This is a genomic window from Acetivibrio ethanolgignens, assembly GCF_001461035.1.
In the GTDB taxonomy this organism is placed as follows: Bacteria; Bacillota; Clostridia; order Lachnospirales; family Lachnospiraceae; genus Velocimicrobium; species Velocimicrobium ethanolgignens.
In genome coordinates this window covers 15,054-40,372 of sequence record NZ_LNAM01000151.1, presented here as the reverse complement: position 1 = coordinate 40,372, position 25,319 = coordinate 15,054, and the positions used below count along the sequence as shown (strand labels likewise).

The following is a 25,319-nucleotide window of genomic DNA, read 5'->3' as shown; positions in this document are numbered from 1 at the left end:
AGTTCAAAAATGAAATCAAATTTTTTTCATTTTCCTATTGACATTTATTAGCTGGACTTAATCCAATGCTTCCTTCAGCACAGAGAGGTTATTTTCCATAACAGAGAGGTAGGTTGTGCCACTCTTTACATCCTTTGAGGTTGTAGCCTGCATGGAATCCATGGTCAGGACTTTCTGATTCTTATCCCTGGTATTTTGTACGATGGTTTCAGCAATCTTATGTTGTGCACCCTCTATGGTCAGCACGCAGGGCAGCTTCAGTTCATCCACCTTCTTTGCAAGGAAGGATACCGTTTCAAAGCTGGCTTCCGTTTCAGCGGAGCAGCCCACAAAGGCAGCATGATAGCTCAAGCCATAATCGTCCACCAGGTAGCGGAACGGGAACCGGTCGCCAAACAAGAGTGTCTTAACAGAGCCTCCGGAAACCTCCACCGAATAGGCATTGTCCAGTGCATTTAACCGTTCTTTATACTTCCGGACATTATTTTCATATACATTTGCATTCTCCCCATCTATACGAATAAGTGCATCGGCAATAGCGTCGCATAAAAGAGAAGCGTTTTTCAAAGAGAGCCACACATGTTCATCCAGTTCTTCTTCATGCTCGTGTTCTTCGTGTGCGTGTTCTTCATCCTCATCGCTGTGATTATGCCCAATCAGCTCTTCACACACCTGTTCAGCACTCAAATCTGCCGGGAAGAAGGTCGGCCAAGATGTTTCAAGGTCAGAGATGGCATCGAAGCTCTCCTTGCTCATTCGGATATGGAAATGTGCCGCCTGTGCAGGCTCAATCATGTGATCATTAAATTCAATATATGCAGGTGTGCCAGATTCCTTATCTGCAGCCTCAAACCTGTACAGAGCAGCTCTTGTGCCGCTCGACCAGTCCTGAATGACATAGCCGACATATCTGTAATCCGATTTTGCCGTATTCCCTTTGTTATCCGTGAATGTAATGGTATCGCCATCAATCGTGATGTGGTTGTAATCGGTTTTATATCCTCTTTGGTAATATTCTTTATATTCGTCGGCTGTCATCTCACCGGATTCAGCTTTTGCTTCAAAGGCCTTATCAAGAGCTCCGTCCAGTGCCAGCGGATAAGCAGACTGCCATTCGCCCGCCCAGTCTGAAAGGCTTCTATCCTGCACTTCATTATCTTCAAAAGTAGAGACTTCTTTGCTATGTCCGTGACTATGGTCATGGTCTGTTTCCATTCCCTCAACGACTTCTTCGGCTTTCGCCCTGTCTCCAAGCGTTTCAAGAAGATTGATGACGACCATGTCCTTATTGGTCGCCTGGGCGAGTACGTCTTTTACCCAGCCGTCAGATTCTCCACCGACATAGACAAACAGATCACAGGTGGATATTTTCAAAATGTCCTCCGCTGTCGGCTGGTAGCTGTGCAGGTCAACACCATTATCTAATAGCATGGTGATTTCAGCGTTTTCAGCCTTGTCACCCAAAATCTCCCGTACCCAGTCATATTCCGGGAAAATGGTGGTGACAACACTTAATTTATTTGTCTTTGCGGGTGCAGCCTGCTTTTGGCAGCCTGCCAAAGAACCGACTGCTAAAAGCAGGACAAGAGTGAGTGTAATTATTCTTTTCATAGTTCAAATAAACCTCCAGATTATAATAAGATTAAAAAGGGTACAAAATTTAATCCAGAAGCTCGACCTTGAGAGAAACCAGTGTAATTTTTTGAAGGTTTTCCGTATACGACTGAATTGCCTTATACAGAATATATAGCAATACTGCCCCAAAGGCTGTGGCAGAACCAGCAAGTGCAAGGTTTTTCAGAATATTTTCACAGATGCTAATCTGCTGACAAATTGGGCAATCTTCACCCTGACAATCATGATCTGCTTCAACAGCAATGCAGGCAACAGAGAGTAACAAAACAAAGACTACAGTCGTAGCCAGCAGTATACAAAAAAAACGATTATGCTTTGTCATTGTAACTCCCTTCCGTGTTAGCTTTCTTTACATTCTAAACAGATGCCATATAGAACGGTATCTGTTGTGTCTAATGTAAAGTTTTCACTTTCTTCCAAATACTTTGTAAACAAGGTAAGATTACCATGTGCCATATGAAAGGTCCTTCCACATTTTATACATATCATGTGTAAAGCACCTTTACAGGCTTCAGCGGCAATATACTGATAAAAAACTTCTCGTGTCCCAGCCTTTGTACATCGCCTTACCTTTTCCTCAACCTCCAGCTGTGAAAGGTTTCTATATACAGCACTCAGGCTAATTCCCTGATTTTGTAATGCTTCTGCAATCTGATGGGTAGACATCAATTTATCTGGGTGCTGGTTCAAATACGCAAGTAGAATTTTTCGCTGTTTTGTATTGTATTTCGACAAAGGGGTGAACCTCCAATTTGCGATTTATTCGCAATTATTATAACGCAGCAAGCTGCAAATGTCAACTGTAAAGTAAATGTTTCCTGATTACAATTAATCTAAAAAAAGTGTAAGCTTTGCTTACACTTTCCAAGTTAAGGTTTACTGAATATCTACAATAACCTTTTTGTCATCTCTTGATGCAGCTGCCTTTACAACGGTACGAATGCTTTTGGCAACACGGCCCTGTTTGCCGATTACCTTACCCATATCGTCAGCAGCAACCTTTAACTCAACAACAATTGCCTTGTCGTTTTCAGTTTCGGTTACAACCACTTCTTCCGGATGATCTACCAGAGACTTAGCAATTACTTCGACTAATTCCTTCATTACCTTTCACCTCCGAAGAATACCGATTATTTTGTGATTCCTGCATTTTTGAATAACTTGCCAACAACCTCAGTAGGCTGTGCACCGTTTGCTAACCACTTTTTAGCTGCTTCCTCATCTACGCGGAAAGCACTTGGCTCCTGGTTAGGATCATAGGTACCGATCTCCTCAATAAATCTACCATCACGAGGACTTCTGCTGTCAGATACAACAATTCTATAGAAAGGAGCCTTTTTCTGTCCCATTCTCTTTAAACGAATTTTTACTGCCATTTGTTTCACCTCCTTGGAATGTAATTAAAATCTATAGCTAGAAGCCAAATGGCATTCTAAACTTACCTCTTTTTCCTTTGCCGCCCATCATACCCGGCATCTGCTTCATCATTTTCTTCATCTGCTCCATCTGTTTTACCAGACGGTTTACCTGGCTGATATCCACACCGGCACCATTCGCAATTCTTCTTTTGCGGGATGGATTTAAAATCGCCGGATTGCTTCTCTCCTCCAGCGTCATAGAGGAAATAATTGCTTCAATTGGCTTAAAGGCATTATCATCAATTTCAATATCCTTTGGAAGACCGCCAGCTCCCGGAAGCATATTCAAAATACCGGAAATGCCACCCAGTTTCTTCATCTGCTCCATGGAATCTAAGAAATCATTAAAATCAAAATCTGCTTTTTTAAGCTTCTTTCCAAGGGCCTCTGCCTTATCTGCATCAATGGAAGCCTCTGCTTTTTCAATCAGCGTCAGTACATCTCCCATGCCAAGGATACGAGATGCCATACGGTCTGGATAAAACTGCTCCAAATCAGAGAGCTTTTCTCCCATACCAACATAGAGAATCGGCTTACCAGTCACTGCACGAATAGATAAAGCTGCACCGCCTCGGGTGTCGCCATCCAGCTTTGTAAGAATAACCCCATCAATGCCAATCTTTTCATTAAAGCTCTCGGCAACATTTACGGCATCCTGTCCGGTCATGGCATCTACCACCAGAATGGAATGTGCCACCGGAAGATTTTCCTTTATCTCAATTAGCTCCGTCATCATATCCTCATCAATATGAAGACGTCCAGCGGTATCCAGAATCAAAACATTCTGTCCGTTTTTCTCTGCATGCTCATAAGCTGCCTTTGCAATATTGACCGGCTTATGTCCATCGCCCATGGAAAATACAGGAACACCCTGCTTCTCTCCGTTAATCTGCAGCTGCTTAATCGCTGCTGGACGGTACACATCACAGGCTGCTAAAAGCGGTTTTCTGCCCTTCTGCTTAAACTTTCCAGCCAGCTTTGCTGTGGTAGTTGTCTTACCTGCACCCTGCAGACCACACATCATAATGACAGTAATCTCATTGGATGGCTTCAGGGCAATCTCTGTCGTCTCATCCCCCATCAGCCTAACCATCTCTTCATTTACAATTTTAATTACCATCTGGCCCGGTGTCAGACTGTTAAGTACATCCTGTCCAACTGCACGCTCCTGTACGGACTTCACAAAGCTCTTTACGACCTTAAAGTTCACATCGGCTTCCAACAGAGCCATCTTGACCTCTTTTAAAGCGGCTTTTACATCAGCCTCTGTCAGACTGCCCTTTCCACGAAGGTTTTTGAATACGTTTTGAAGTTTTTCTGTTAAGCTGTCAAATGCCATAATCGTTATCCTCCCTTCGCTTATTCCGACAAAAAAACTGCCGTTGTCTTAGCCGACTTTGATAGTGTATCACAGAAATTTATGAGTGTCAAGTATTTTTCTTTACACTTATATGAAGTGCTTATATTCTTGTGATATCAGCCACTGGCACTTACATATTTCCTTACAGCCACATTCCAAAGAGCCTTTGTCGCAGCAAAAAATATAACTGGTCCCAGAATTCCCCATATTAACTCAACTACCGTCAGCTTTCCTGTTACAAACAAGGTTCCATAGTTTGCCATAGGAAATAATGGATAAATAAAAGTTCCTATTCTCTGAATCAGTTTGCCATACACAGCTCGCGGCATCTTATTCATATCATGTACTGCATATCCTATGCTGTATACACCTGAAACTTTTACTGTCCAGAAAGAAAGGAGTGCCGGTAACAGCTGTAAAACATATACCCAGACGGCACCTAAGATAATAAATCCAAGAAATCCCAGTATATTTACAGTAGAAATGGGTATTCCCATTTTTCCCCAGCCAATAACAATAAGTACGATACCCACTATGAAGTCTGTAATCGGATATCCAAAATCTACATATCTGAGTGTAACTATAAATTGCAGTGAAAGTGGCTTTGTAATAAACAAATCTAGCTGTCCTGTCCTTAGATATTCCGGAATATTATAAAAATTTGTAAAAAACATACTCATATAGATTCCAGTTATCACCAGATATGTGCCTACAAACAAATATAAGCTATCTCTTCCAATATCCCCAATAGAAATATCCGAGGTATATAAAACCATCAAATATAATAAATGCGAACATACCCAGCCGCCCTCTGCCAATATGGAAAACAGGAAATTAACTCTATATTCCATTTGTGCCTGCAAACAATTCCTTAAAAACACAGAGTATAATAAGCAGTAATTTTTAATCCTTCCAAACATATATCTGACTCCTTACATTGACATACTATCAGCCTCCCACGGCGGCATATTTCTTCAATCCTGCAAACCACGTCATTTTGCATATGATGAAGAATAGACCAATCCATGCTATTTGAATAAAAATCCCTCTAACAAAACTATGTATATCTACCGAACCATTCAAGGTATTTGTTAAAAAATATGTAGTATAGGTAAATGGAAGAAATTCAAATATGTGGCTGACCTTATCTCCAAATATACTTAAGGGAAAGATACTTCCACTCACGATAGCCACTAATATATCTATGATACTATAAAGCCTGCCAACCTCAACTATCCAAAAAGCCAGCATACTCACACTTAGAAATATAAGGAAATTTAGTATCATTGCTGGAATGAAAGCTATAAGGAACATCCCTATCCCATTAAACTCTACACTCATTCCCATGCCAGGTGCTACCACAAATATAAACACCAGCAAAATTGTAAACACAATTAGCATTTCTAATATTTTCTCGCCAAAGGAACGAAACACCTGATAAACCACATACTTAATCGGTTGAACCAAAAACTGGTTTAAGGTGCCGCCTTTTATATCCTGTGATATTTGATGATGACAGCCTGTACTTATAAGCTTTGCTACAAAGCCTGCACATAGTGTGTAAATAATAGCTTCGGCGTAAGTTAAACCAAATATTCTTTCTCCTTCAGCTTTTCCTGTAAATACTGCTGTCCACACAAAATACTGCATCATAATCGGAAAAAAAACACTAATTAGATTGATTGCATAATTTCCTCTGTATTCTAATGCATTTTCAAACCCCAGCATAAAAATAGAATAATATTTTTTTAATTTATTTCTTCGCATATAGCCTTTCAAGCCCTTCTTCCAATGGAATATCTGATATACTAAAATCATTGATAGGCAAAGAATTCGTCACCTTCCATAGCAAATCCTTAACCGCATCCTTCTCTACTTCAATTTCCGCCTCTAACCTATCACACTTTCTAAGTCTTCCAAATTCCTTAAGCATCTCTGCCTCTACTTCATCGGAAAACTTAAGCGATATTATTTTTTTATTGTTATATATGGAATTTATGTCTTCATTCTTACCATCATATACTATGCTTCCTTCATTTATAACGATTATCCTGGAGCATAAATCCTCTATATCCTTCATATAGTGGCTGGTTAAAAGTATCGTGGCCTTATACTCTTTGTTGTAATATTTAAGAAAATTCCGAATATTTTTCTGAGATACCATATCAAGGCCTATCGTCGGTTCATCAAGAAAAATAATTTTAGGCTTATGAAGCAGGGCTGCTATTATCTCAAGCTTCATTCTCTCACCCAAGGAGAGTCGTCTAACCTGCACATCCATGACATGTCCTACCTCAAGCAAAGCTGCCAGCATATTTATAGTCTTTTTATATTCCTCATCACTAATTCCATAAATGCATTTATTTAGATATAAAGATTCCTTAGCCGGCAAATCCCACCAAAGCTGATTTTTCTGCCCCATTATTATAGAAAACTGCCTTTTAAACTCATCCTTTCTCTCCCATGGAGTATATCCTAAGATATCTATTTCACCCGTAGTCGGAAATAAAATGCCGGAAAGCATCTTTAATGTTGTCGTTTTCCCCGCTCCATTTGGGCCTAGAAAACCGACAAATTCACTCTCTTCAATATTAAAAGATACATTTCTAACAGACTCTTTGATTAGCTTCTTCCTGTGGAAAAAGTTTTTAACGGAACCCCTTACCCCTTCTTCCTTTTTGTAATACTCAAAGCTCTTAGTCAAATTTTTTACTTCTATACAATTTCCCATAGCAATTCCCCAGCATACCTTTCCCCAACAATTTTCTATATTTTTCACAGCAATCAATAATGATGGCTACATTATATTCTCCTCCAGGAAGAATTACAATATAAATTTGTGGTTTTTCTTGGATTTCACATACAATTTTCGATAAAAATCGACAAAATTATTTTTTACAGTTCCTCCAGTATCTCATCTGACAGTTCTACAATTTTCTTAAGCTCTGGTACCGTACCAGCCTCTTCAAGCTTGCTGGCTGCCTGATGAATTTCTCCGACCTTTTCTTTAATACAGTTAAATTTCTGTACCAGCCCCAGCCTTTCTTCATAATCAAAAAGCTCCCGGCTGCACCGCTTAATGGAATCATGGATGCCCTGTCGGCTGATTCCTCGCTCCCTGGCAATCTCCCCAAGAGACAAATCATTCAATATATAATCCTCAAAAACTTCTCTTTTTTGTTCCTTTAATAAAGCACCATAAAAATCATATAAAAGAGAGAGCTCATAAACATCTTCAATTTCTTTCATAACACCCCTTCCCCTTCCATTAAATAATACGCAAAAAGCATAACATAAAATCAGGAAGTATTCAACGCTTTTGAACACTTCCTGCTTCTGTTTTATGCTTTAAATTCTTTCATCTGGGTACGGATAGCTGCCGCAGTTGTCTCCAGGCTTTCAGCCATATTTTCTACCTCATGGCTGTTATCAGCAATATTCTGTGACTGCTCATACAGATTCTCAGAGGTAGCCAGAATCTCTTCTGTACTGGCTGACTGTTCCTCCGTGATTGCTGCCATGGAGCTTGCTACATCTCCAACTTCACGAATTTTAGAGGTAACATTTTTAATATTTTCATTTGTTGTAATAACCTTATCATAGATTTTCATAAAGGTTTCATAGGAGATATCTACCAGCTCCTTGCTTTCTCTTATGCTGTCTACACTCTGGCTGGTCTGATCAATTGTACTGCCTACCTGCTGGTTAATCCTTTCAATTAAATCAGAAATCTTCTTTACGGCATCTGCACACATATTAGCAAGAGTACCAATCTCATCTGCAACAACGGCAAAGCCTCTTCCCGCTTCTCCAGCCCGAGCTGCCTCAATACTTGCATTTAATGCCAATAGATTTGTCTGTCCTGCAATATCACCAATAATTTCTGTAATATTATTAATCTCTGCTGTAGACTCACCAACCTCACGGACAATCTTAGATAAAGCTTCAATACTTCCATTAATCTTATCCATATTAGCAGCAACCTTCTCAATGTCACTTTTTCCTTTTTCAGCTGCTACTACTGTCTCTGTCACCTTTTCTTCCGCTTCGGTCCCGTTATTAAATACAACACTTACCGCCTCTGCCAGAGAGGTTGCATTCTCTGCAATGCTTTCAATGGAATGTGCCAGGTCATCTACCGTTGTAGTCATCTGCCCCATAGATTCAGACTGCATAGCAGCAGACTCACTCAATCCTTTTGAGACCTCAGCACTGTTAGCTGACTGCTCACCCAAATGAGAAGAAATATCTGTCAGCTGGCATATGGTGCCACGCATGCTTTCAATGAATACCTTAAGCTTTTCCGACATCGTAGTAATTTCATCATTCCCTACCGGAATAACCTCTACGGTAAAATCGCCAGATGTCATACCTTCAATTACACTGGTAAGCTTTTTAATCGGCTTGGTTTTGCGATGAATAGAAAATGCAATAATAACCATAACAACTGCAGATAATATAACTGCAATTAAACTGATTTTAGAAAGCAAATGATGCAGCTTATTTAATACGATACCTTCTGAAATACAGGATACCAGATACCAGCTGGTGTTTTCTACCGGCTCAGCTACAACCATATAAGTGTCTTTATCTGTAGAAACTGTCAAAATCTCATCCAGATTGTCCGCTTCTGTAATCTGCTTCTGGAGCTGAGCGATAATGCTCTCCTGTGCGGCAGCTTCAGATAAGAGCATTCCGTTGTACTGTGACTCCTTATGAGCAATTATAATATCACTGCCAGGATCAAATACAAAGGAATAGCCTGCATTCATAACGGTAAGCCCAGAAATAAACTCCGAAATCCGGTTCAAGTACATATCTCCTGCCAGAACCGTATTTCCCCAGCCCTTAATATTTGCTTTTGATGAAATACTTACAATCGTTTGTCCTGTATTTGCATCCTGGAAAGGTTCACTTAACAAAAATTCCCTGTTCTGCATACTTTTCACATACCAGGCACGCTCTGTAACTACAAAATCAGATCCTGGCACCCATAACGAGGAGTCAAGGAAATGACCTCTGTCATCTCCTATATATACACCATTGGGAATACTCTCATTCAATGTTACTGTCGTTTCCATATAGCCCAGACGTTCTTTATCATCTGCAAAGTCAACGTTTTCCAAAGTATCCCTTATCGCCCTTAAAGTACTTATCACATCTGAAATAAATCGTGCCAGAACCTTTTCATTTCCATAGGCCTCTTTTTTTAACTCAGATTTTGCCATCTCACGAACAGAAATATTTGTCAGCAACATCGTTAATCCAACTGAAATAATCATCAGGACTGCAACCAAAGGAATTATGTGCGACATAAGCTGTGTGGTTATTGACGTCCTTTTTTTCATATTGTATACCTCCTATTTTAAACAGGATAAGCCTTATTATCTATATCTGCTACCGTCTGATCCACACGGGTCTGCTGAGCCTCACGATATTTAAAAAACTCTAAAGCAACCTGCGGGAACAGAGCATAGGATAATACATCCTCATCCTGCTGCTTATACTGAGCCATTTCTTTTTCCAGCTTTGGAAGCTGGGGCTCGATTAAGTCAGCCGGACGACAAGTAATTGGCTTAGTATCGCCAATACACTTCTTCTGTACCTCAGAGTCAAATGGCTTTACAGTCTGACCAAATTCACCGGATAAAAGCTTCTTGGATTCCTTGGTAACCATTTTGTAGCGTTCACCAGAAACCACATTTAAAACAGCCTGAGTACCTACAATCTGGGAAGAAGGAGTAACGAGCGGCGGCTCACCAAAATCCTTACGAACTCTTGGAACCTCCTCTAAAACTTCATAGTACTTATCTTCCTGACCCATTTCCTTTAACTGGGATACCAAGTTGGAAAGCATACCACCAGGTACCTGATACATCAATGTCTTAATGTTTACGCCCAGTACCTTTGGATTCATCAGTCCGCTTTCCAAAGCTTCTTCTCTCAGAGGACGGAAATAATCAGCGATTTCAGCCAAAAGATTCTGGTCAAAGCTCGGGTCATAAGGAGTACCACGGAAGGTCTCAGCCATAACCTCAGTAGCCGGCTGGCTAGTACCTAAAGCAAATGGAGACATTGCAGTATCAATAATATCACAGCCTGCTTCTACTGCCTTTAAGTAGGTCATGGAAGCTACACCGGAGGTGTAATGGGTATGTAAATCAATCGGCATATCCACAGTTTCCTTTAAAGCAGTTACCAGCTCTTTGGCACGGTATGGAGTTAAAAGACCAGCCATATCCTTGATACACAGGGAATTTGCACCCATATCCTCTATCTTCTTTGCAATATCCTTCCAATAATCCAGAGTATAAGCATCTCCTAAAGTATAGCTTAACGCTACCTGGGCATGTCCTTTTTCCTTATTTGCTGCCTTTACAGCAGTTTCCAGATTGCGGATATCATTTAAACAGTCAAAAATACGGATAATGTCAATACCATTCGCAATGGACTTCTGTACAAAATATTCTACTACGTCATCAGCATAGTGATTGTAGCCTAAAATATTCTGTCCGCGGAAAAGCATCTGCAGCTTTGTGTTCTTAAAGCCATCTCTTAATTTACGAAGTCTTTCCCAAGGGTCTTCCTTTAAGAAACGAAGGGAAGCATCGAAGGTAGCTCCACCCCAGCACTCTACGGAATGGTAACCTACCTTATCCATCTTTTCAATAATTGGAAGCATCTGCTCCGTTGTCATTCTTGTTGCAATTAAGGACTGATGTGCGTCACGAAGGACTGTCTCAGTAATCTTAACCGGTTTCTTTTCTGTTAAAGACATATGTCTTACCTCCTATACCATCTGAATTAGTGAACTCCAAAAATTGCCATGAATACACCGGCGGCTACCGCAGTTCCGATAACTCCAGCTACGTTTGGTCCCATCGCATGCATTAAAAGGAAGTTGGTTGGGTCAGCCTCTGCACCAACCTTCTGGGATACACGAGCTGCCATTGGTACTGCAGATACCCCTGCTGAACCAATCAGAGGATTAATCTTTCCTCCGGACAGCTTACTCATAAGCTTACCAAATAATACACCAGTTGCTGTACCTACAGCAAAAGCAATCAGACCAAGGGCAACAATCTTTAAGGTATCTAATTTTAAGAATGCCTCTGCACTTGTAGTTGCTCCTACAGAAGTACCTAACAGGATTACTACAATATACATTAACGCATTGGAGGCAGTCTCTGTCAGCTGCTTTACAACGCCGGATTCACGGAACAGATTACCTAACATCAGCATACCAATTAATGGTGCCGTAGAAGGTAAAATCATAACAACTACAATAGTAACCACAACAGGGAACAGAATCTTCTCTAATTTAGATACCGGACGCAGCTGCTCCATCTTAATCTTACGTTCTTTTTCTGTGGTTAAAAGCTTCATAATCGGTGGCTGAATAATTGGTACAAGGGACATATAAGAATATGCTGCTACCGCAATAGGTCCCATGTACTGTGTCTGTCCCAGCTTACCAGCAAGAAAAATAGAGGTAGGACCGTCAGCACCACCGATAATAGAAATCGCTGCCGCTGCCATATCGTTAAAGCCCATTAAAATAGCCATAATATAAGCACTGAAAATACCGAACTGGGCTGCTGCACCTAACAGGAAGCTCTTGGGATTGGCAATCAATGGACCAAAATCCGTCATGGCTCCAACACCAAGGAAAATAAGGGATGGAAGGATACTCCATTCATCCAGTAAGTAGAAAAAGTGCAATAAACCGCCCTCTTCCATAATTGGTGGATACATATTTACCAATAACATACCGAAGGAAATCGGTACTAAAAGAAGAGGTTCATATTCTTTTGCAATTGCTAAATATAGGAAAACACAGGCTACTGCAATCATCAGGTAGTTTCCCCAGGTAAGGGAAAAGAACGCCGTCTGCTGCAGCAGGTTTCCCAAAGTTGATGTAATATATTCCATTTGGACGATACCTCCGGTCTGATTAGTTTAAAGTAGCTAAAACAACTCCTGCTTCTACAGAATCACCAACAGAAACGTTGATGGTTGCTACAGTTCCATCCTCTGGAGCTACTACTTCATTTTCCATCTTCATAGCCTCCAGAATCAGAATAACCTGACCTTTCTTTACAGCGGTTCCGACTGGAGCCTTTACATCCAGAATTTTTCCAGGCATTGGAGCATTTACTTTAATACCTCCCTGTGCATCTGCTGGAGCAGCTGGTGCGGCCTTTACTGGAGCGGCTGGCATCTTAGGAGCACTTACAGCTGGTGCTGTACCGGCACCATTTTCTTCTACAGTAACATCATAAACATTTCCATTTACAGTAATTGTATAATTTTTCATTTTTTATCCTCCTATAATTTCCTGAATTATTAGCTATGTCTGCGGCGGATAGAACGGACAGTAAAGCCACTGCCGTCACCACCATTTTCTTCTGCACGAAGTGCCATGATTGCTGCTGTAATAACTGCAACAAGCTCTGTATCATCTGCTTCCGTTGGCACCGCCACTGGTACCGGAGCTGCTGCAACTGGGACAGCCACCGGCTCTTCTTTTTTCTTTTTCTCAAAAAGAGCTGGTACAAATTTTAATAACCATATGATAACAGAAATGAAAATCAGTACAAGAAATACGATTCCCATACCCATCAGAGTATTCATTCCCGCCTTTACCATGTTAGCCTCTCCGCCATTAGCGGTCGGAAGAGTTGCATCAATGGAAAGAATAGCATGGGACGGATCCTGCTCTGCAGCTGCTTTGTCAAAGGTAATAACAAAGTGAACACTGGAATTTGTATATTTCTCAACCAGGGTTACAACTACTGTATCATCTACCTCTTCTACTCTGACTTCAGTTTCTTCCTCATAGTCACCAATCTGATTCTTAATTTCCTGCCACTTGGTATATTGTTCAAGAATTGTCTCATCTGCAATGACACCCATATCTATATATTGCTGGAAATCCGTTTCATTCCAAATCTGGAAATAATACTCTGTCACCTGGGTAACAGCATCCTCACTGTATGCAAAGGCTGTCATACTGCCAAAGCCCAGTGTCACGGAAAGAATCAGGATAAACACACTTAATCTGGACAAAAATTTCTTCATCGCTGTCTCTCCTTATATTATACTGTGCCGTGTTTTCTGCTTGGACGGCTCTCCCTTTTTGTAAATAACATATCAAAGGCAAAAATAAGATGCTTTCTTGTCTCCTCCGGGCGGATAATATTATCTATGTAGCCTCTCTTAGCTGCAGACTCTCCGGAACCCTGTAATTTACGATATTCTTCTGCCCTTTCTTGAATCATAGCAGTAGAGTCAGAAGCCTCCTTAATCTCCTCTGCATACATAATTTCTGCTGCAGCCTTAGGCTCCATCATACCAACCTCAGTATCAGGAAGTGCAAAGACTAAATCTGCTCCGATATGCTTGGAATTCATGGTGATATAAGCACTTCCGAAAGCTTTTCCTACAATCAGGTTTACCTTTGGAACCGTTGCATTTGCAAAAGCATAAGTAAGCTTCGCAACAGCCTTTGCAATTCCTCTTTCTGCACATTTGGTAGCTTCATAGCCGGTTACATTTGTAAGAGTAAGCACCGGAATATTGAAAGCATCACAGAAGGATACAAAGGACTCTGCCTTTCTCGCTCCGCCAGTTGTTAAAACTGTATCGAAGCTTTCTGTCTCTTTTCCTTCTTCATCAAAAACAGCAGTACGGTTTGCTATAGCTCCAACGGTCATTCCATTTAAGCGAATAAATCCAGTGACCATACTCCTTGCGTATTCTCTTTTCACTTCAACAAATACATGGTTATCGGAAATCTCTGCCAACGCAGCAGCTGAATCCTTTACAAATGCAGCAAAGGATGGAACCAGACGATTTAAGTCATCGGTACATTCCTCATAGGAATCATCATCCTCGTTATTTGTAGGAAGAATAGAAACAAGATTTCGAATTTGAGACAATACATCCAGCTCATCCTCACCTACGAAATCTACCAGACCTGATTTTGCCTGATATTCAGCAGAGCTGGTATCACATTTTTCTATGTAATTACCCTCTAATGCATTTGGAGAATTTACAAAAAGATGACTTTCCTCCTTTGCCATAAAGGTAAAATCACTTAATGCTGCAGAAATTGCTGATCCTCCTCCGCAGGTTCCAAATACAGCAGAAATCTGTGGAATCACACCAGAAGCCATGGTCTGCTTAAAATATAGGTCACCAAAGCCTGCCAGTGCATCGGTAGCCTCCTGAAGGCGAAGTCCTGCACAATCAATTAATCCAATTACCGGTGCGGATACCTTTAATGCCATATCATAGATTTTTGCAATTTTCTTTGCGTGCATCTCACCCATAGAGCCCCCAAGCTGGGATGCATCCTGACTATATACATATACCAGATTGCAGTCAATGGTGCCATAGCCTGTGATAACACCATCAGCAGGAACGGACTTTTCCTGTAGGTTGAAATCTGTGCTTCTCTTTGTTACACAGGCACCAATCTCAACAAAACTGTTTTCGTCAAGCAGGGATTTAATACGATCCATCGCTGACATTTGAGACATTTTACTCATTTTTAGCCCTCCAATTCAATTTATGGTAAAAATAAACCAATATTCTCGCGATTATAATTGTAGTCCATTTTGCATAAAAATACAACGGACTTTACAATAATTTAACAATCTTTTTGTTTCATAAAAAGAACTCCTTCAGAAGCTGAAAAAAGTACCAATGAAATGTCACCTTAGGCACCGTATTCTGTGCCATTACGTTCGATTCGCCCAGCTTTTCTTCGTTAATGAAATAACTTACTTTCCCAACTACCGCATGCTCCTCTAAGGGAGCTGTTAAAGATGCTGGAAGCTCTGTTTTTACAACCAGTTGTTCATCCTTTCGAAGCAATAAAGAATTTCTCCCCTCCATGCTGCCGTCCAAAAAAGGCTTTTCTAATACCAGTGCTACTTTTGCCTCCTCTCCATAACATTTAGGCTCGCCGTCCACAACAGGAACTACCTTTAACACTTCTCCCTTTTGGGGAAGCTTTTCCAAGGATTTTTTTTCATAGTTGGCAATCCCATATTCCATCAGCTTTTTTGTATCCTTCCACTTATAGCCTTTATTATTTGGCCAACCACAGCCGAGTAAAGAGACAACAAAGGTTTTTCCATCTCGTCTTAAAGCACCTACATAGCAATAGCCTGCTTCTCCGGTAAAGCCTGTTTTTCCTGTTAGTGCTCCCTCCATCATATTAAGAAAGGCATTGTGGTTATTACAGGTAAACTGCCTTTTTCCTTCCAAATCAGAAAAGGAATGTGAGGATTTTTGAGTAATTTCTAAAAACTTTTCCTTTTGTGCCGATTCTGTAATACAATAGGACAAAAGCCTTGCTAATTCTACAGCTGTAGTTCTGTGTTTTCCTCCATCATCCTCTCCGTCCAGACCATTAGGAGTAACGAAATGTGTATGGGAAAGAGTAAGCTCCTTAGCTTTTTGGTTCATAAGATTTGCAAACCCCTCTACACTGCCACCCACATGCTCGGCAATCGCTACCGCAGCATCATTGTGGGATTCCAGCATAAGAGAATAGAGTAAATCCTCTAATTTATATTTTTCCCCGGTGCAGATATTCAGCTGAACGTCCGGCTGTCTGGCTGCATTTTCTGAAATTTTGACTTCATCCTCTAAATTTCCATGCTCCAGAGCAACTAACAGAGTCATAATTTTGGTTGTACTTGCCATTGCCCGTTCTTCTTCTCCGTTTTTTTCAAATAAAATACGCCCTGTATCTGCATCCATAAGACAAGCAGACAGCGCGTATAAGTTGTCCGGTTCTTTTATTTCTTCCATATTTGAAGCTGCAATGGAAACTCTCCCTTCAAAAAAAATGCAGCTAATAAGTAAAACCATGATGATAAAAGCTCCGATTTTTTTTCTCCAAATATTCAATGTACATTCCCTCTTAAAGGAGTTATCATTTGATTTTATGCAAATACAGAAAAAATATACCGTTATAAAAGCCGGTTCCGGTATTCGTTGACAAAGACACCTGTAAAGGTCATCGCTTCTTCAATTTCCTCCAGCTTATTTGTTTATTTTTGTACTTTCAGAATACTGGAAAACATATTTATACCTGTGTCCAGTATATCATCGGGAAATTCATAGTTTTCGGTATGAAGCTGTGGATACGTCTCTCCATCGCCAATGCCGAAAAAAGCTCCTTTTGTCTCTTTCAGATAATAGCCAAAGTCTTCCGACCACCGAAAAGGCTCTTCCACCTCAACAATGGATAATCCAGCTATCTTTGCAGCCAGACGTACCCGTTCTACGCAGGAATCAAAATTCACCGTATCCGGAAAGCCTTCCTGATAGGAAAAGGATACCAAAAGTCCATATTTTAACGCCTGCTCCCGGGAATAAGCCTCCAGTCTGTCCTTAAGACGGTTTAAATCCTTTTCATAGTGGGCACGAATCGTAAACATAATCCGGCTGTCACTGGCAGATACACCAAAAGCCGGCTCACCAAGCTCCACACAGATAGGCGTACACAAAATCATTCCTGTATAGCCTTTCTCTGACAGAACCTGCTCCGCCATAGTAAGTACAGCTCCTGTCGCTGCACCAGGATTCCTTCCAGCCTCCGGATAAGCGGCATGGGACAGCTTACCTTCAAAATGGATTGTCATACCGACAGATGCACAGGCAAAGGTGTTATCCCTTACTAAAATGGAATTTTTCGGAAAACCCGGAATATTATGAAGCCCGTACACTTCCTCTATCCCTTCTTCCAAAATAAGCTGACTGCACTCCTTGCCACCAGTACCATTTTCTTCTCCATGTTGAAAAATAAAATATACCGTATCCTTAAGCTCTTCCTTTGAAAGAGCCATGGCTGAACCAGCCAAAATAGAACTGTGTCCATCATGGCCGCATATATGCTTTGCCCCTCCGTCCTTTGCTGCTACTGCATCAAAGTCGGCACGAAAGGCAATTTTATGCCCGCCGTGTCCTTCCTTTTTTGCATAGAACCAGTTACCCCGGTCTATGATTTCCAGATTTGTATGTTTTATTAAAAATTCTTTTAAGATTTCCTTTGTTTTTGTCTCACAACCGGAAAGCTCCGCATTTTTATGAAGCTGCTGACGTAAGGCAAGTATTTCTTTCATTGCCAACTTTTACGCTTCCTTTCTTTTACCGTAGCTTTCACGGATTTTTTTACGAACCTTTAATACCATGCTTGGTGATACAGAAAGCTCATCAATTCCCATACGAAGGAATTCCTCTGTCAAGGAAATATCCGCTCCCAGTTCACCACAGATACCTACCCAGATGCCGTTCTTATGAGCATTCTTGGCTGTCATCTCAATCAGCTTCAAAACTGCCTTGTGATGAGCATTATAGAAACGATCCAGCTTTGCATTCTGACGGTCAATGGCCAGTGTATACTGTGTTAAGTCATTTGTACCAATACTGAAGAAATCTACTTCCTTTGCCAAATCATCACTGATAATGGCGGCAGCAGGTGTCTCTATCATAACTCCCAGCTCAATTTCTTTAAATGGAATCTTAAGCTCTGAAAGCTCTGCCTTGACCTCTTCTACAACTCCCTTAATTTCACGAAGCTCTTCTACCGAAGTAATCATAGGGAACATGACGGAAATCTGTCCATAGGCAGATGCCCGGTAAATCGCCCGCAGCTGGGTCTTGAAAATATCCTTCTGCTCCAGGCAGATACGGATAGCACGATATCCCAGTGCCGGGTTTTCCTCTGGATCCAGCTTAAAATAATCCACTTTTTTATCAGCTCCGATATCCAAAGTACGAATAATTACCTTTTTACCTGCCATATTTTCAGCAACGGTCTTATAAGCCTTAAACTGCTCCTCCTCCGTTGGGTAATCAGAGCTTTCCAGATATAAAAATTCGCTTCGAAACAAGCCGATACCCTGTGCATCATTTCTGAGCACAGTTGCAATATCCTTAACATTACCAATATTTGCATAGAGGTTTACCTTCTGTCCATCTAAGGTTACAGTCTCTTTTCCCCTCAGCTCCTGTAAAAGCTCCTTTTCTGCCAGACATTCCTCCTGCTTTTTCCTCATAGCTGTCAGTGTTTCCTCATCCGGATCAAGATAAATCTCTCCGGTAAAGCCATCCACACAGGCAAGCCTTCCATGATATTCTGGCAAAAGCTCAATATTTGTCTGAATAATCGCCGGAATATCCATGGTTCTTGCTAAAATCGCCGTATGTGAGTTTGCAGAACCTTCCCTTGTAATGAACCCCAAAAGCTTATCCTTTTCAAACTGAACTGTCTCACTTGGTGCCAAGTCCTCTGCCAGGATGATAACCGGCTCCTTCATTGTAAAGTCTGCCTGTTCACCATTAGAAAGCTCGGTCAGAAGCCTCTCTGTAATATCCTTGATATCAGCAGCTCTTCCCTGCATGTAAGCATCATCCATTGCCGCAAACATCGCTGCAAAATTATCACCGGTTGTGCCAACTGCATATTCTGCATTGACACTCTGCTCTTTAATTATATAGTGAATTGAATCCAGGTAATCAAGATCCTCTAGCATCATCTGATGCACTTCAAAAATCATCGCATTAGCCTCGCCGACTTCAGCAACAGCCTTTTTATATAGCTCTCCCAGCTGTACTATCGCTCTTTCCTTTGCTGCCTCAAACCGCTTGATTTCTGCATCTACATCATTAACATGCACCCTCTCAATCTTGTTTTCCTGCTTTTTGAAAAGAAATAGTTTTCCAATCGCAACTCCGCCAAATACGCTGGTTCCTTTAAAGGTATTCATTCCTTAAATTCCTCCTGTGATTATATTTAGCTCTATTATACTACGATTCTACATCCTTTTTCAAGACACCAAGTAAAATTGCACCAACTACAGTACCAACAACTAAAGAAACAACGTACTCCATCCTCCTTTTTTATATTAAATGACCGGTGCTCCGATACATTTAAAAACACCTTTCGTTAGAAGCTATCAGCTCTTCATAAATTTTCCGAACCTCATCCTTTGTAGCCAGACGTTCCGAAAATGCACTGGCACTTCCTGCTGCAATTCCTGTATAAAAGGCATGCTTATAATCACCCTTTTCCAGATAACCAGTAATAAAACCGGCAACCATGGAATCTCCAGCACCTACTGAATTAACTACCTTTCCCTTTGGTGCTTCACTTTTAAGAACACTTCCATCCTCTGCTACGAGAACAGCTCCATCTCCTGCCATGGAAATCAACACATTTCTTGCACCCATTTCCTGCAGCTTCTTTGCATAGGTAATAACCTCTTCCTTATCCTGAAGCTTCACACCAAAGATTTCACCCAGCTCATGATTGTTTGGCTTAATTAAAAACGGCCGGTACTTCAACACATTTACTAAAAGATCTCCTGTCGCATCTACCACAACACGAATATCCTTTTCTTTTAGTCTAGCCATAATATCCTGATAAATGGAAGCCGGAAGGGTGCCTGGTATACTTCCAGCCAGGACAAGCACATCACCATTTTCCAGACAGTCAAGCTTCCGATAAAGCTTCTCCAGATCCTCTGATGAAAGCTTTGGTCCCTGTCCGTTGATTTCTGTTTCCTCTTTTGCACGAAGCTTTAAATTAATCCGGGACATTCCCTGCTTTACAGAAATAAAATCTGTAAAACAGCCCCAGTCCTTTAAGCTGTTCTCAATCTCAGCTCCGGTAAATCCGGCAACAAAGCCAAGTGCTGTGCTTTTCTTTCCCAGGTTCATAAGTACCAGAGAAACATTAACACCCTTTCCACCCGGATAAACTAATTCCTTTGAGGTTCGGTTTACTCTGCCAAGCTCAAAATTTTCAACAGAAACAATGTAATCAATAGATGGGTTAAAGGTTACTGTATAAATCATTACTTTGCCACCTCCCTGACATTGTCATAGCCATCAAACTCTTTTGATTTTATTTTTGATGTAATAATGTCTGCTGCTTTAAAATCTGCAAAACGAATCGCCGAAATCTGATTGAATTTGGTAGAATCCGCTAGTACATAGCTCTGCTTACACTGCTCCATCGCCTTCTTTTTCACCATTGCTTCATCAATATCAGGAGTAGAAAAGCCCCGCTTTACACTGATTCCATTGGTTCCGAAAAAGCCCAGTGTAAAATTATATTTGTCCAATTCACTGATGGTTTCATTTCCAACCACCGCTTCTGTAGAAAGCTTTATCTTTCCACCCAGAATATGAGCCTCACAGCCCTTCTGCACCAGCCTCTTAGCATGGCTGATACCATTGGTAACATAAATTGCGTTTTTTTCTGTTATGTAATCTATCATCAGCTCTGTGGTCGTACCGGCATCCAGATATACAAAATCCTCTGGGAGGATCAAGGTAGCCGCATATCTGACAATCTCTAACTTTTCTTCTCTGTTCTGCGTCATACGGAGGGCAACATCCTCATCCTTGGTAGTATAATGGCCGATTGCTGTAGCACCACCATGCACCTTATTCAGCTTTCCCTCCTTATCCAGAATAGACAAATCTCTCCGGATAGTAGATTCCGATGTGTTCAGAAGCTCAGTAAGCTCCTGTACCGTAACCGTCTGCTTTTCCTCTATAGCCCTTAGAATCTCATAAAACCGTTGCTCCATTAACATACTCTTACCTCTTTTTGATTTATTTTGAGTGTTTTTGATTATATTTATTATACTACCATCATTTTCCGTCATTGTAAATCATTTTCCGTCATTTTGTTCACAAAAATAAGGAGCTATTTTTGTGCAGTTTACACAAAAACAACTCCTTATCTACCACGTTCTTGTTTTATTCTTTTAAATATCTAACTTCAGCTGAATCTCTTCCTCTGCCTCCAGCTTGAAATCCTCCAGCTTCTCCGGATTCATAACCGGAAGATCCTCCAGGGACTGAATACCGAAATGACGAAGGAAATCCTCCGTTGTTCCAAAAAGAATCGGACGTCCAGGAGCATCCAGCCTTCCAACCTCACAGACCAGATTATATTCTACCAGCTTATTTACTGCATGATCTGTCTTTACCCCACGAATTGCTTCAATCTCAATTTTCGTAATTGGCTGTTTATAAGCAATAATCGACAGAGTCTCTAGCAGCACATCCGTAAGGACATATTTTTTCGGCACATGAGCAATTTTAATAATTGACTCGTACATAGCCGCTTTTGTACACATTTGAAAGGCCCCATCCAGTTCAATAATCTGAATGCCTCTGTCCTCCTCCTCATACCGGTCCATCATACTGCGGATTACTTTACGGGTCGTATCTTCATCATGCTCTACTGCAGCAGCAATTCTCTCAAGCTCTATTGCGTCTCCCATGGTAAACAATATCGCCTCAATCACTGCCTCTAGCTTCTTTATCTGTAATTCCAATGCTATTTCTCCTTTTCCTGATACGTAATAAAAATATCATCAAAGATTGCCTCTTGAACAATTTTTAATTTTCCCATCTTCATAAGCTCTAAAATACAGAGAAAGGTTACAATAAGCTCCATCTTGCTGCACTGCTCCTCCAAAAGGGCCCGGAAGCTAAACTTCTTATGAGCCTTGGCATAGGCCTGGACATACAGCATCTTTTCCTCCTGGTTAACCTCCTCTTTTTCAATCCTACCAAACCGGCTCCGAATCGGGTCAATTTTGTCTACCTGCTTTTTCATGACAGAATTAAATACCATCTGAAGCTTGTTAAGTGTCAAATCAGACAAAAGGCTTCCAAGGTCTACCTCTTCCCGGTAATCTGCTACCTCCTCCGGTATTGTTGGCTTTTTGTACATTACCTTGGAGGCATCCACCTGTTTATCCTTCAGCTCATAAGAAATATACTTATACATCTTATATTCCAAAAGCCGCTCCACAAGCTCTTTTCTAGGATCCTCTTCCTCCTCTTCCTCTAGAACCTCCTTCGGAAGCAGCATACGCGATTTAATATTAACAAGAGTCGCAGCCATAACTAAGAATTCACTCATAACATCCATGTCTCTGGATTCCATCGCTTCAATATATTCCAGATACTGGTCTGTAATCAGGGCAATCGGAATATCATAAATATTTACTTTATTCTTTTCAATCAAGTGAAGTAAAAGGTCCAGTGGTCCTTCAAATACTTCCAGTTTTACAGGAATTCCCATAGCTTGTCCTTTTTACCTTTCTAACAGAAACAAAAAGATATTGGCACTAAAGCTCCGTATAATTCCAAGAATTATCGTCAGAATCAATATCATTTTGATTGTATAGTCATTTTTTATAATACTAAAAAATTTCTCTGGTGCTACTCCTGCAACAATCAGCCCCAAATCAAAAACAGATACCGGAAACAGATTGACAAAAAACATACCGATACTCAGCACCGACATATACTGGGCAATAACAAAAACTGCAACCGTTTGTGTTGTCCGACATACCAAAAGCCCGGCTACAGCAACTACAAGCAGCGTTATAAAGCCGGCAATTCCTACATATAAATTTGTTTTTCTGTCCCGCATCCGGTACATATAAGGCTTTGAAAAGCCCGAAAAGCCAAATAGACAAAATAAAAGCCCAATGGGATCAATATACTGATATATATGGAATATCTTGTGCTTTTCCGATGACTGTCCCCGGCTTCGTATTACAAACACAAGGGATTTTACCAGCTCATGTACTATCATGACAAAGCATCCGGCTCCCAAAATTGCCGCCACCGTAATCAACTGTTCCTTCATCCTATTCTTCCTTTCTTTTGGCCTACCTTTTTATTCTACTAATTCTTGAAGGTTTTCGCAAGTCTTTTTTACTCTGCTTATAACAGCCCACTTCCCTGTATTCCTTCTCCCGTCCTGTTTTTTTTCAATGTCAAAATCGAAAGCTCCGGTGGATTAAAAACGCGAAGCTTGATAGTATGAGCCCCCAGTCCCCGGGATAATACCATCTGGCTTTCCTTATTTGTAAAATAGCCATAATCGTATTCCGGAAATAAATCGTAATCAGGGGCTATTACACCTCCAAACCCTTGAAGAATCATAATGCCGCCGTGAACATGTCCCGACAATACCAAATCAGCTCCCCATTTGGCATAAGCTTCAAAATACTTCGGTGTATGAGCCAATAATATAGAAAACCGTTCTTTATCACATTCTCCAAGATTCTCAGTGATATAAGAAGACTCCATTGTTACAGCCTTCCATTTTTTACTATAATATTTATAATCCATCGTCAGGCCATAGAGCCGGACTTCCCCGGCTCCATGCCTAAGTGTTACTGCTTCATTATTCAGAATCCAGACTCCCATCTTCTCTAAGGCTTCTATATACTCCGGAAAAGAGCTGTCCTTGGTTTCCTCATAAGCCATAAGCTTCTGTTCATGATTTCCCATTCCCATATAAACGGGATATTTTTCTGTCAGACTTTGACAAAGCTTCAATGCTACTTCGGAAGAAAAGTCCCGTTTTCCTACAATTAAATCCCCGCCAAACAGTACATAATCCGGTACTGACTCATCAACAGCAGACAGCAATGCCTCGTTTTCCCTGCCAAGGCTTTCACTATGTAAGTCGGAAAGATATGCAATTTTAATTCCATCAAATTCCTTTGGAATCCGTTCCGATGCAATTCGGTAATTTTCTATTACAAGTCTTCCCATTTCATCTCCTCCATTTTACTTTCCCGTTTATTTCTCTCTTTTCATAAAAAAACGATCCACTGTTTTCTTAAAATAATCACCAAAGTGAGCCTTTTCTATTCCCTCTGTCGCAACGATAGCTATCGTTCCTGTCTTTGTTCCCTTTAAATAATAACTGATTTCTCCAATCTTGTCACCCGTTTTTATTGGTGCTTCCAGATTTTCATCATACACAATCTTTTTTGTAATATCATTTTCCGACTCATCCCTCATGAGTACCTGGGAAAAATCTGTTTCTGCCATAATTCCAACCTCATCCTTTTTTCCCCGCAGAACCGGCAGCCTGACATTTAAGAGCTCCTCATTTTCATCGGTATAAAGACTACAGCTGGCAAAGCCATAATCTAAAAGCTTTGCTGCATCGACAAATCGCTCCTTTGGGCTTTCTGATGCCATAACCACAGCAATTAAATCCATTCCATTCCTTTTCGCCGTAGCAGACAGACAATATTTTGCCTTACTGGTACTTCCCGTTTTTAAGCCGGTAATTCCATTATAGGTACGAACCAGCTTATTGGTATTAGTAAGTCCAAATTCACTGCTTCCTTTTTTGGTCGTATGGGTAAAGGAATCCATCCATACAGTAGAATAGTTACTAATCTGCGGATGCTTTGTAATTAATTCTCTTGACATCAAAGCAATGTCATAGGCAGAGGAATAATGTCCTTCGGTAATAGTATCATCCAATCCACAGCAATTTAAAAAATGGGTATTCTTCATTCCCAGCTCCTTGGCTCTTTCATTCATTCGTGCGACAAATTCACTCTCTGAGCCGCTGATATGCTCTGCCATGGCAACAGAAGCATCATTGGCACTGGCTATGCTGATACACTTAATCATCGTATTTACCGTTTGTTTTTCAAAGGGCTCCAGATAAACCTGAGAGCCACCCATACTGGCGGCATACTCGCTGACAGAAACCTCCTCCTCTAAAGTAAGCTTTCCAGTATCCAAAGCTTCAAAAATCAAAAGCAATGTCATAATTTTAGTGATGCTGGCTGGTATCAGCTGTTTATCCTTATCCATCTCATACAGAATCTTTCCAGTAGAGCCCTCCATCAGTACTGCTGACTGAGCTGAAATAGTAATAGCTGTCTCTTCTGCTCCTACCCCAAAGCCTGGAAGGAATGTCAGAAAAATGCAGAGTATACAAAAAATCCTTTTTCTCCAATAGCGCTTCATTTCTTTACTTCCAATCTTCCCATTCTTATTAGATTATATGAGAAGATAACAAAAAAATGCTGTCA

Annotated in this window: 26 protein-coding genes; all 26 read right to left on the bottom strand. The window is 40.8% G+C overall.

Annotated elements, in window-relative coordinates:
* Positions 1-57 precede the first annotated feature (57 nt).
* Positions 58-1,611, bottom strand: coding sequence for a metal ABC transporter solute-binding protein, Zn/Mn family (locus ASU35_RS08455; RefSeq protein WP_058352595.1), 1,554 nt, complete (start codon positions 1,609-1,611; stop codon positions 58-60).
* Between the two features lie 49 nt (positions 1,612-1,660).
* On the bottom strand, positions 1,661-1,957 hold the full coding sequence (locus ASU35_RS08450) for a hypothetical protein (protein WP_058352594.1): 297 nt from the start codon (positions 1,955-1,957) through the stop codon (positions 1,661-1,663).
* 17 nt (positions 1,958-1,974) lie between these two features.
* Positions 1,975-2,370 (bottom strand): Fur family transcriptional regulator, encoded by a 396-nt coding sequence (locus ASU35_RS08445; RefSeq protein ID WP_058352593.1) that lies wholly within the window; start codon positions 2,368-2,370, stop codon positions 1,975-1,977.
* 141 nt (positions 2,371-2,511) lie between these two features.
* Entirely contained in the window at positions 2,512-2,739 is a 228-nt protein-coding gene (locus ASU35_RS08440) for a KH domain-containing protein (RefSeq protein ID WP_058352592.1), read from the bottom strand.
* A gap of 26 nt (positions 2,740-2,765) precedes the next feature.
* A complete protein-coding gene (gene rpsP, locus ASU35_RS08435) occupies positions 2,766-3,011 on the bottom strand; it encodes a 30S ribosomal protein S16 (protein ID WP_058352591.1) in 246 nt (81 codons plus the stop codon).
* 37 nt (positions 3,012-3,048) lie between these two features.
* On the bottom strand, positions 3,049-4,392 hold the full coding sequence (ffh, locus tag ASU35_RS08430; RefSeq protein ID WP_058352590.1) for a signal recognition particle protein: 1,344 nt from the start codon (positions 4,390-4,392) through the stop codon (positions 3,049-3,051).
* 137 nt (positions 4,393-4,529) lie between these two features.
* Positions 4,530-5,264, bottom strand: a complete 735-nt coding sequence (locus tag ASU35_RS08425; protein ID WP_172794624.1) for an ABC transporter permease — start codon at positions 5,262-5,264, stop codon at positions 4,530-4,532.
* 97 nt (positions 5,265-5,361) lie between these two features.
* On the bottom strand, positions 5,362-6,192 hold the full coding sequence (locus ASU35_RS08420) for an ABC transporter permease (protein WP_172794623.1): 831 nt from the start codon (positions 6,190-6,192) through the stop codon (positions 5,362-5,364).
* Positions 6,167-7,144, bottom strand: coding sequence for an ABC transporter ATP-binding protein (locus tag ASU35_RS08415; protein WP_058352598.1), 978 nt, complete (start codon positions 7,142-7,144; stop codon positions 6,167-6,169). The genes ASU35_RS08420 and ASU35_RS08415 overlap by 26 nt, the downstream gene beginning before the upstream one ends.
* Positions 7,145-7,308: 164 nt before the next feature.
* Positions 7,309-7,662 carry a YlxM family DNA-binding protein gene (gene ylxM / locus ASU35_RS08410; RefSeq protein WP_058352587.1) on the bottom strand — a complete coding sequence of 118 codons (354 nt, stop codon included), beginning with the start codon at positions 7,660-7,662 and terminating at the stop codon, positions 7,309-7,311.
* Positions 7,663-7,754: 92 nt separating this feature from the next.
* Positions 7,755-9,761 carry a methyl-accepting chemotaxis protein gene (locus ASU35_RS08405; protein WP_058352586.1) on the bottom strand — a complete coding sequence of 669 codons (2,007 nt, stop codon included), beginning with the start codon at positions 9,759-9,761 and terminating at the stop codon, positions 7,755-7,757.
* A 17-nt stretch (positions 9,762-9,778) separates the two neighbouring features.
* Entirely contained in the window at positions 9,779-11,191 is a 1,413-nt protein-coding gene (locus ASU35_RS08400; RefSeq protein WP_058352585.1) for an oxaloacetate decarboxylase subunit alpha, read from the bottom strand.
* A 26-nt stretch (positions 11,192-11,217) separates the two neighbouring features.
* On the bottom strand, positions 11,218-12,345 hold the full coding sequence (locus ASU35_RS08395) for a sodium ion-translocating decarboxylase subunit beta (protein ID WP_058352584.1): 1,128 nt from the start codon (positions 12,343-12,345) through the stop codon (positions 11,218-11,220).
* A 22-nt stretch (positions 12,346-12,367) separates the two neighbouring features.
* Positions 12,368-12,730: a biotin/lipoyl-containing protein gene (locus ASU35_RS08390; protein WP_058352583.1), complete on the bottom strand. Its 363-nt coding sequence runs from the start codon at positions 12,728-12,730 to the stop codon at positions 12,368-12,370.
* A gap of 29 nt (positions 12,731-12,759) precedes the next feature.
* Positions 12,760-13,494 carry an OadG family protein gene (locus tag ASU35_RS08385; protein ID WP_058352582.1) on the bottom strand — a complete coding sequence of 245 codons (735 nt, stop codon included), beginning with the start codon at positions 13,492-13,494 and terminating at the stop codon, positions 12,760-12,762.
* Positions 13,495-13,511: 17 nt separating this feature from the next.
* A complete protein-coding gene (locus ASU35_RS08380) occupies positions 13,512-14,966 on the bottom strand; it encodes an acyl-CoA carboxylase subunit beta (RefSeq protein ID WP_058352581.1) in 1,455 nt (484 codons plus the stop codon).
* Positions 14,967-15,084: 118 nt separating this feature from the next.
* Entirely contained in the window at positions 15,085-16,338 is a 1,254-nt protein-coding gene (locus ASU35_RS08375; protein WP_242861236.1) for a D-alanyl-D-alanine carboxypeptidase family protein, read from the bottom strand.
* Positions 16,339-16,481: 143 nt separating this feature from the next.
* Complete coding sequence (locus ASU35_RS08370; protein ID WP_242861237.1) at positions 16,482-17,555, bottom strand: M20 metallopeptidase family protein; 1,074 nt, start codon at positions 17,553-17,555, stop codon at positions 16,482-16,484.
* A 9-nt stretch (positions 17,556-17,564) separates the two neighbouring features.
* A complete protein-coding gene (gene ptsP / locus ASU35_RS08365) occupies positions 17,565-19,202 on the bottom strand; it encodes a phosphoenolpyruvate--protein phosphotransferase (protein ID WP_058352578.1) in 1,638 nt (545 codons plus the stop codon).
* Between the two features lie 163 nt (positions 19,203-19,365).
* Complete coding sequence (gene pfkB / locus ASU35_RS08360; RefSeq protein WP_058352577.1) at positions 19,366-20,292, bottom strand: 1-phosphofructokinase; 927 nt, start codon at positions 20,290-20,292, stop codon at positions 19,366-19,368.
* Positions 20,292-21,038, bottom strand: a complete 747-nt coding sequence (locus ASU35_RS08355; RefSeq protein WP_058352576.1) for a DeoR/GlpR family DNA-binding transcription regulator — start codon at positions 21,036-21,038, stop codon at positions 20,292-20,294. Before ASU35_RS08355 ends, pfkB begins: the two co-directional genes overlap by 1 nt.
* Positions 21,039-21,212: 174 nt before the next feature.
* Positions 21,213-21,788 carry an SMC-Scp complex subunit ScpB gene (gene scpB / locus ASU35_RS08350; RefSeq protein ID WP_423229977.1) on the bottom strand — a complete coding sequence of 192 codons (576 nt, stop codon included), beginning with the start codon at positions 21,786-21,788 and terminating at the stop codon, positions 21,213-21,215.
* A 2-nt stretch (positions 21,789-21,790) separates the two neighbouring features.
* Positions 21,791-22,543, bottom strand: a complete 753-nt coding sequence (locus ASU35_RS08345) for a segregation and condensation protein A (protein ID WP_058352575.1) — start codon at positions 22,541-22,543, stop codon at positions 21,791-21,793.
* Between the two features lie 12 nt (positions 22,544-22,555).
* The gene (locus ASU35_RS08340; RefSeq protein ID WP_058352574.1) at positions 22,556-23,116 is read right to left on the bottom strand and encodes a hypothetical protein; all 561 of its coding nucleotides are present in this window, start codon (positions 23,114-23,116) and stop codon (positions 22,556-22,558) included.
* Between the two features lie 77 nt (positions 23,117-23,193).
* Positions 23,194-24,033 carry a metallophosphoesterase gene (locus ASU35_RS08335; protein ID WP_058352573.1) on the bottom strand — a complete coding sequence of 280 codons (840 nt, stop codon included), beginning with the start codon at positions 24,031-24,033 and terminating at the stop codon, positions 23,194-23,196.
* Positions 24,034-24,060: 27 nt separating this feature from the next.
* Complete coding sequence (locus ASU35_RS08330; protein ID WP_058352572.1) at positions 24,061-25,254, bottom strand: D-alanyl-D-alanine carboxypeptidase family protein; 1,194 nt, start codon at positions 25,252-25,254, stop codon at positions 24,061-24,063.
* Positions 25,255-25,319: the final 65 nt, after the last annotated feature.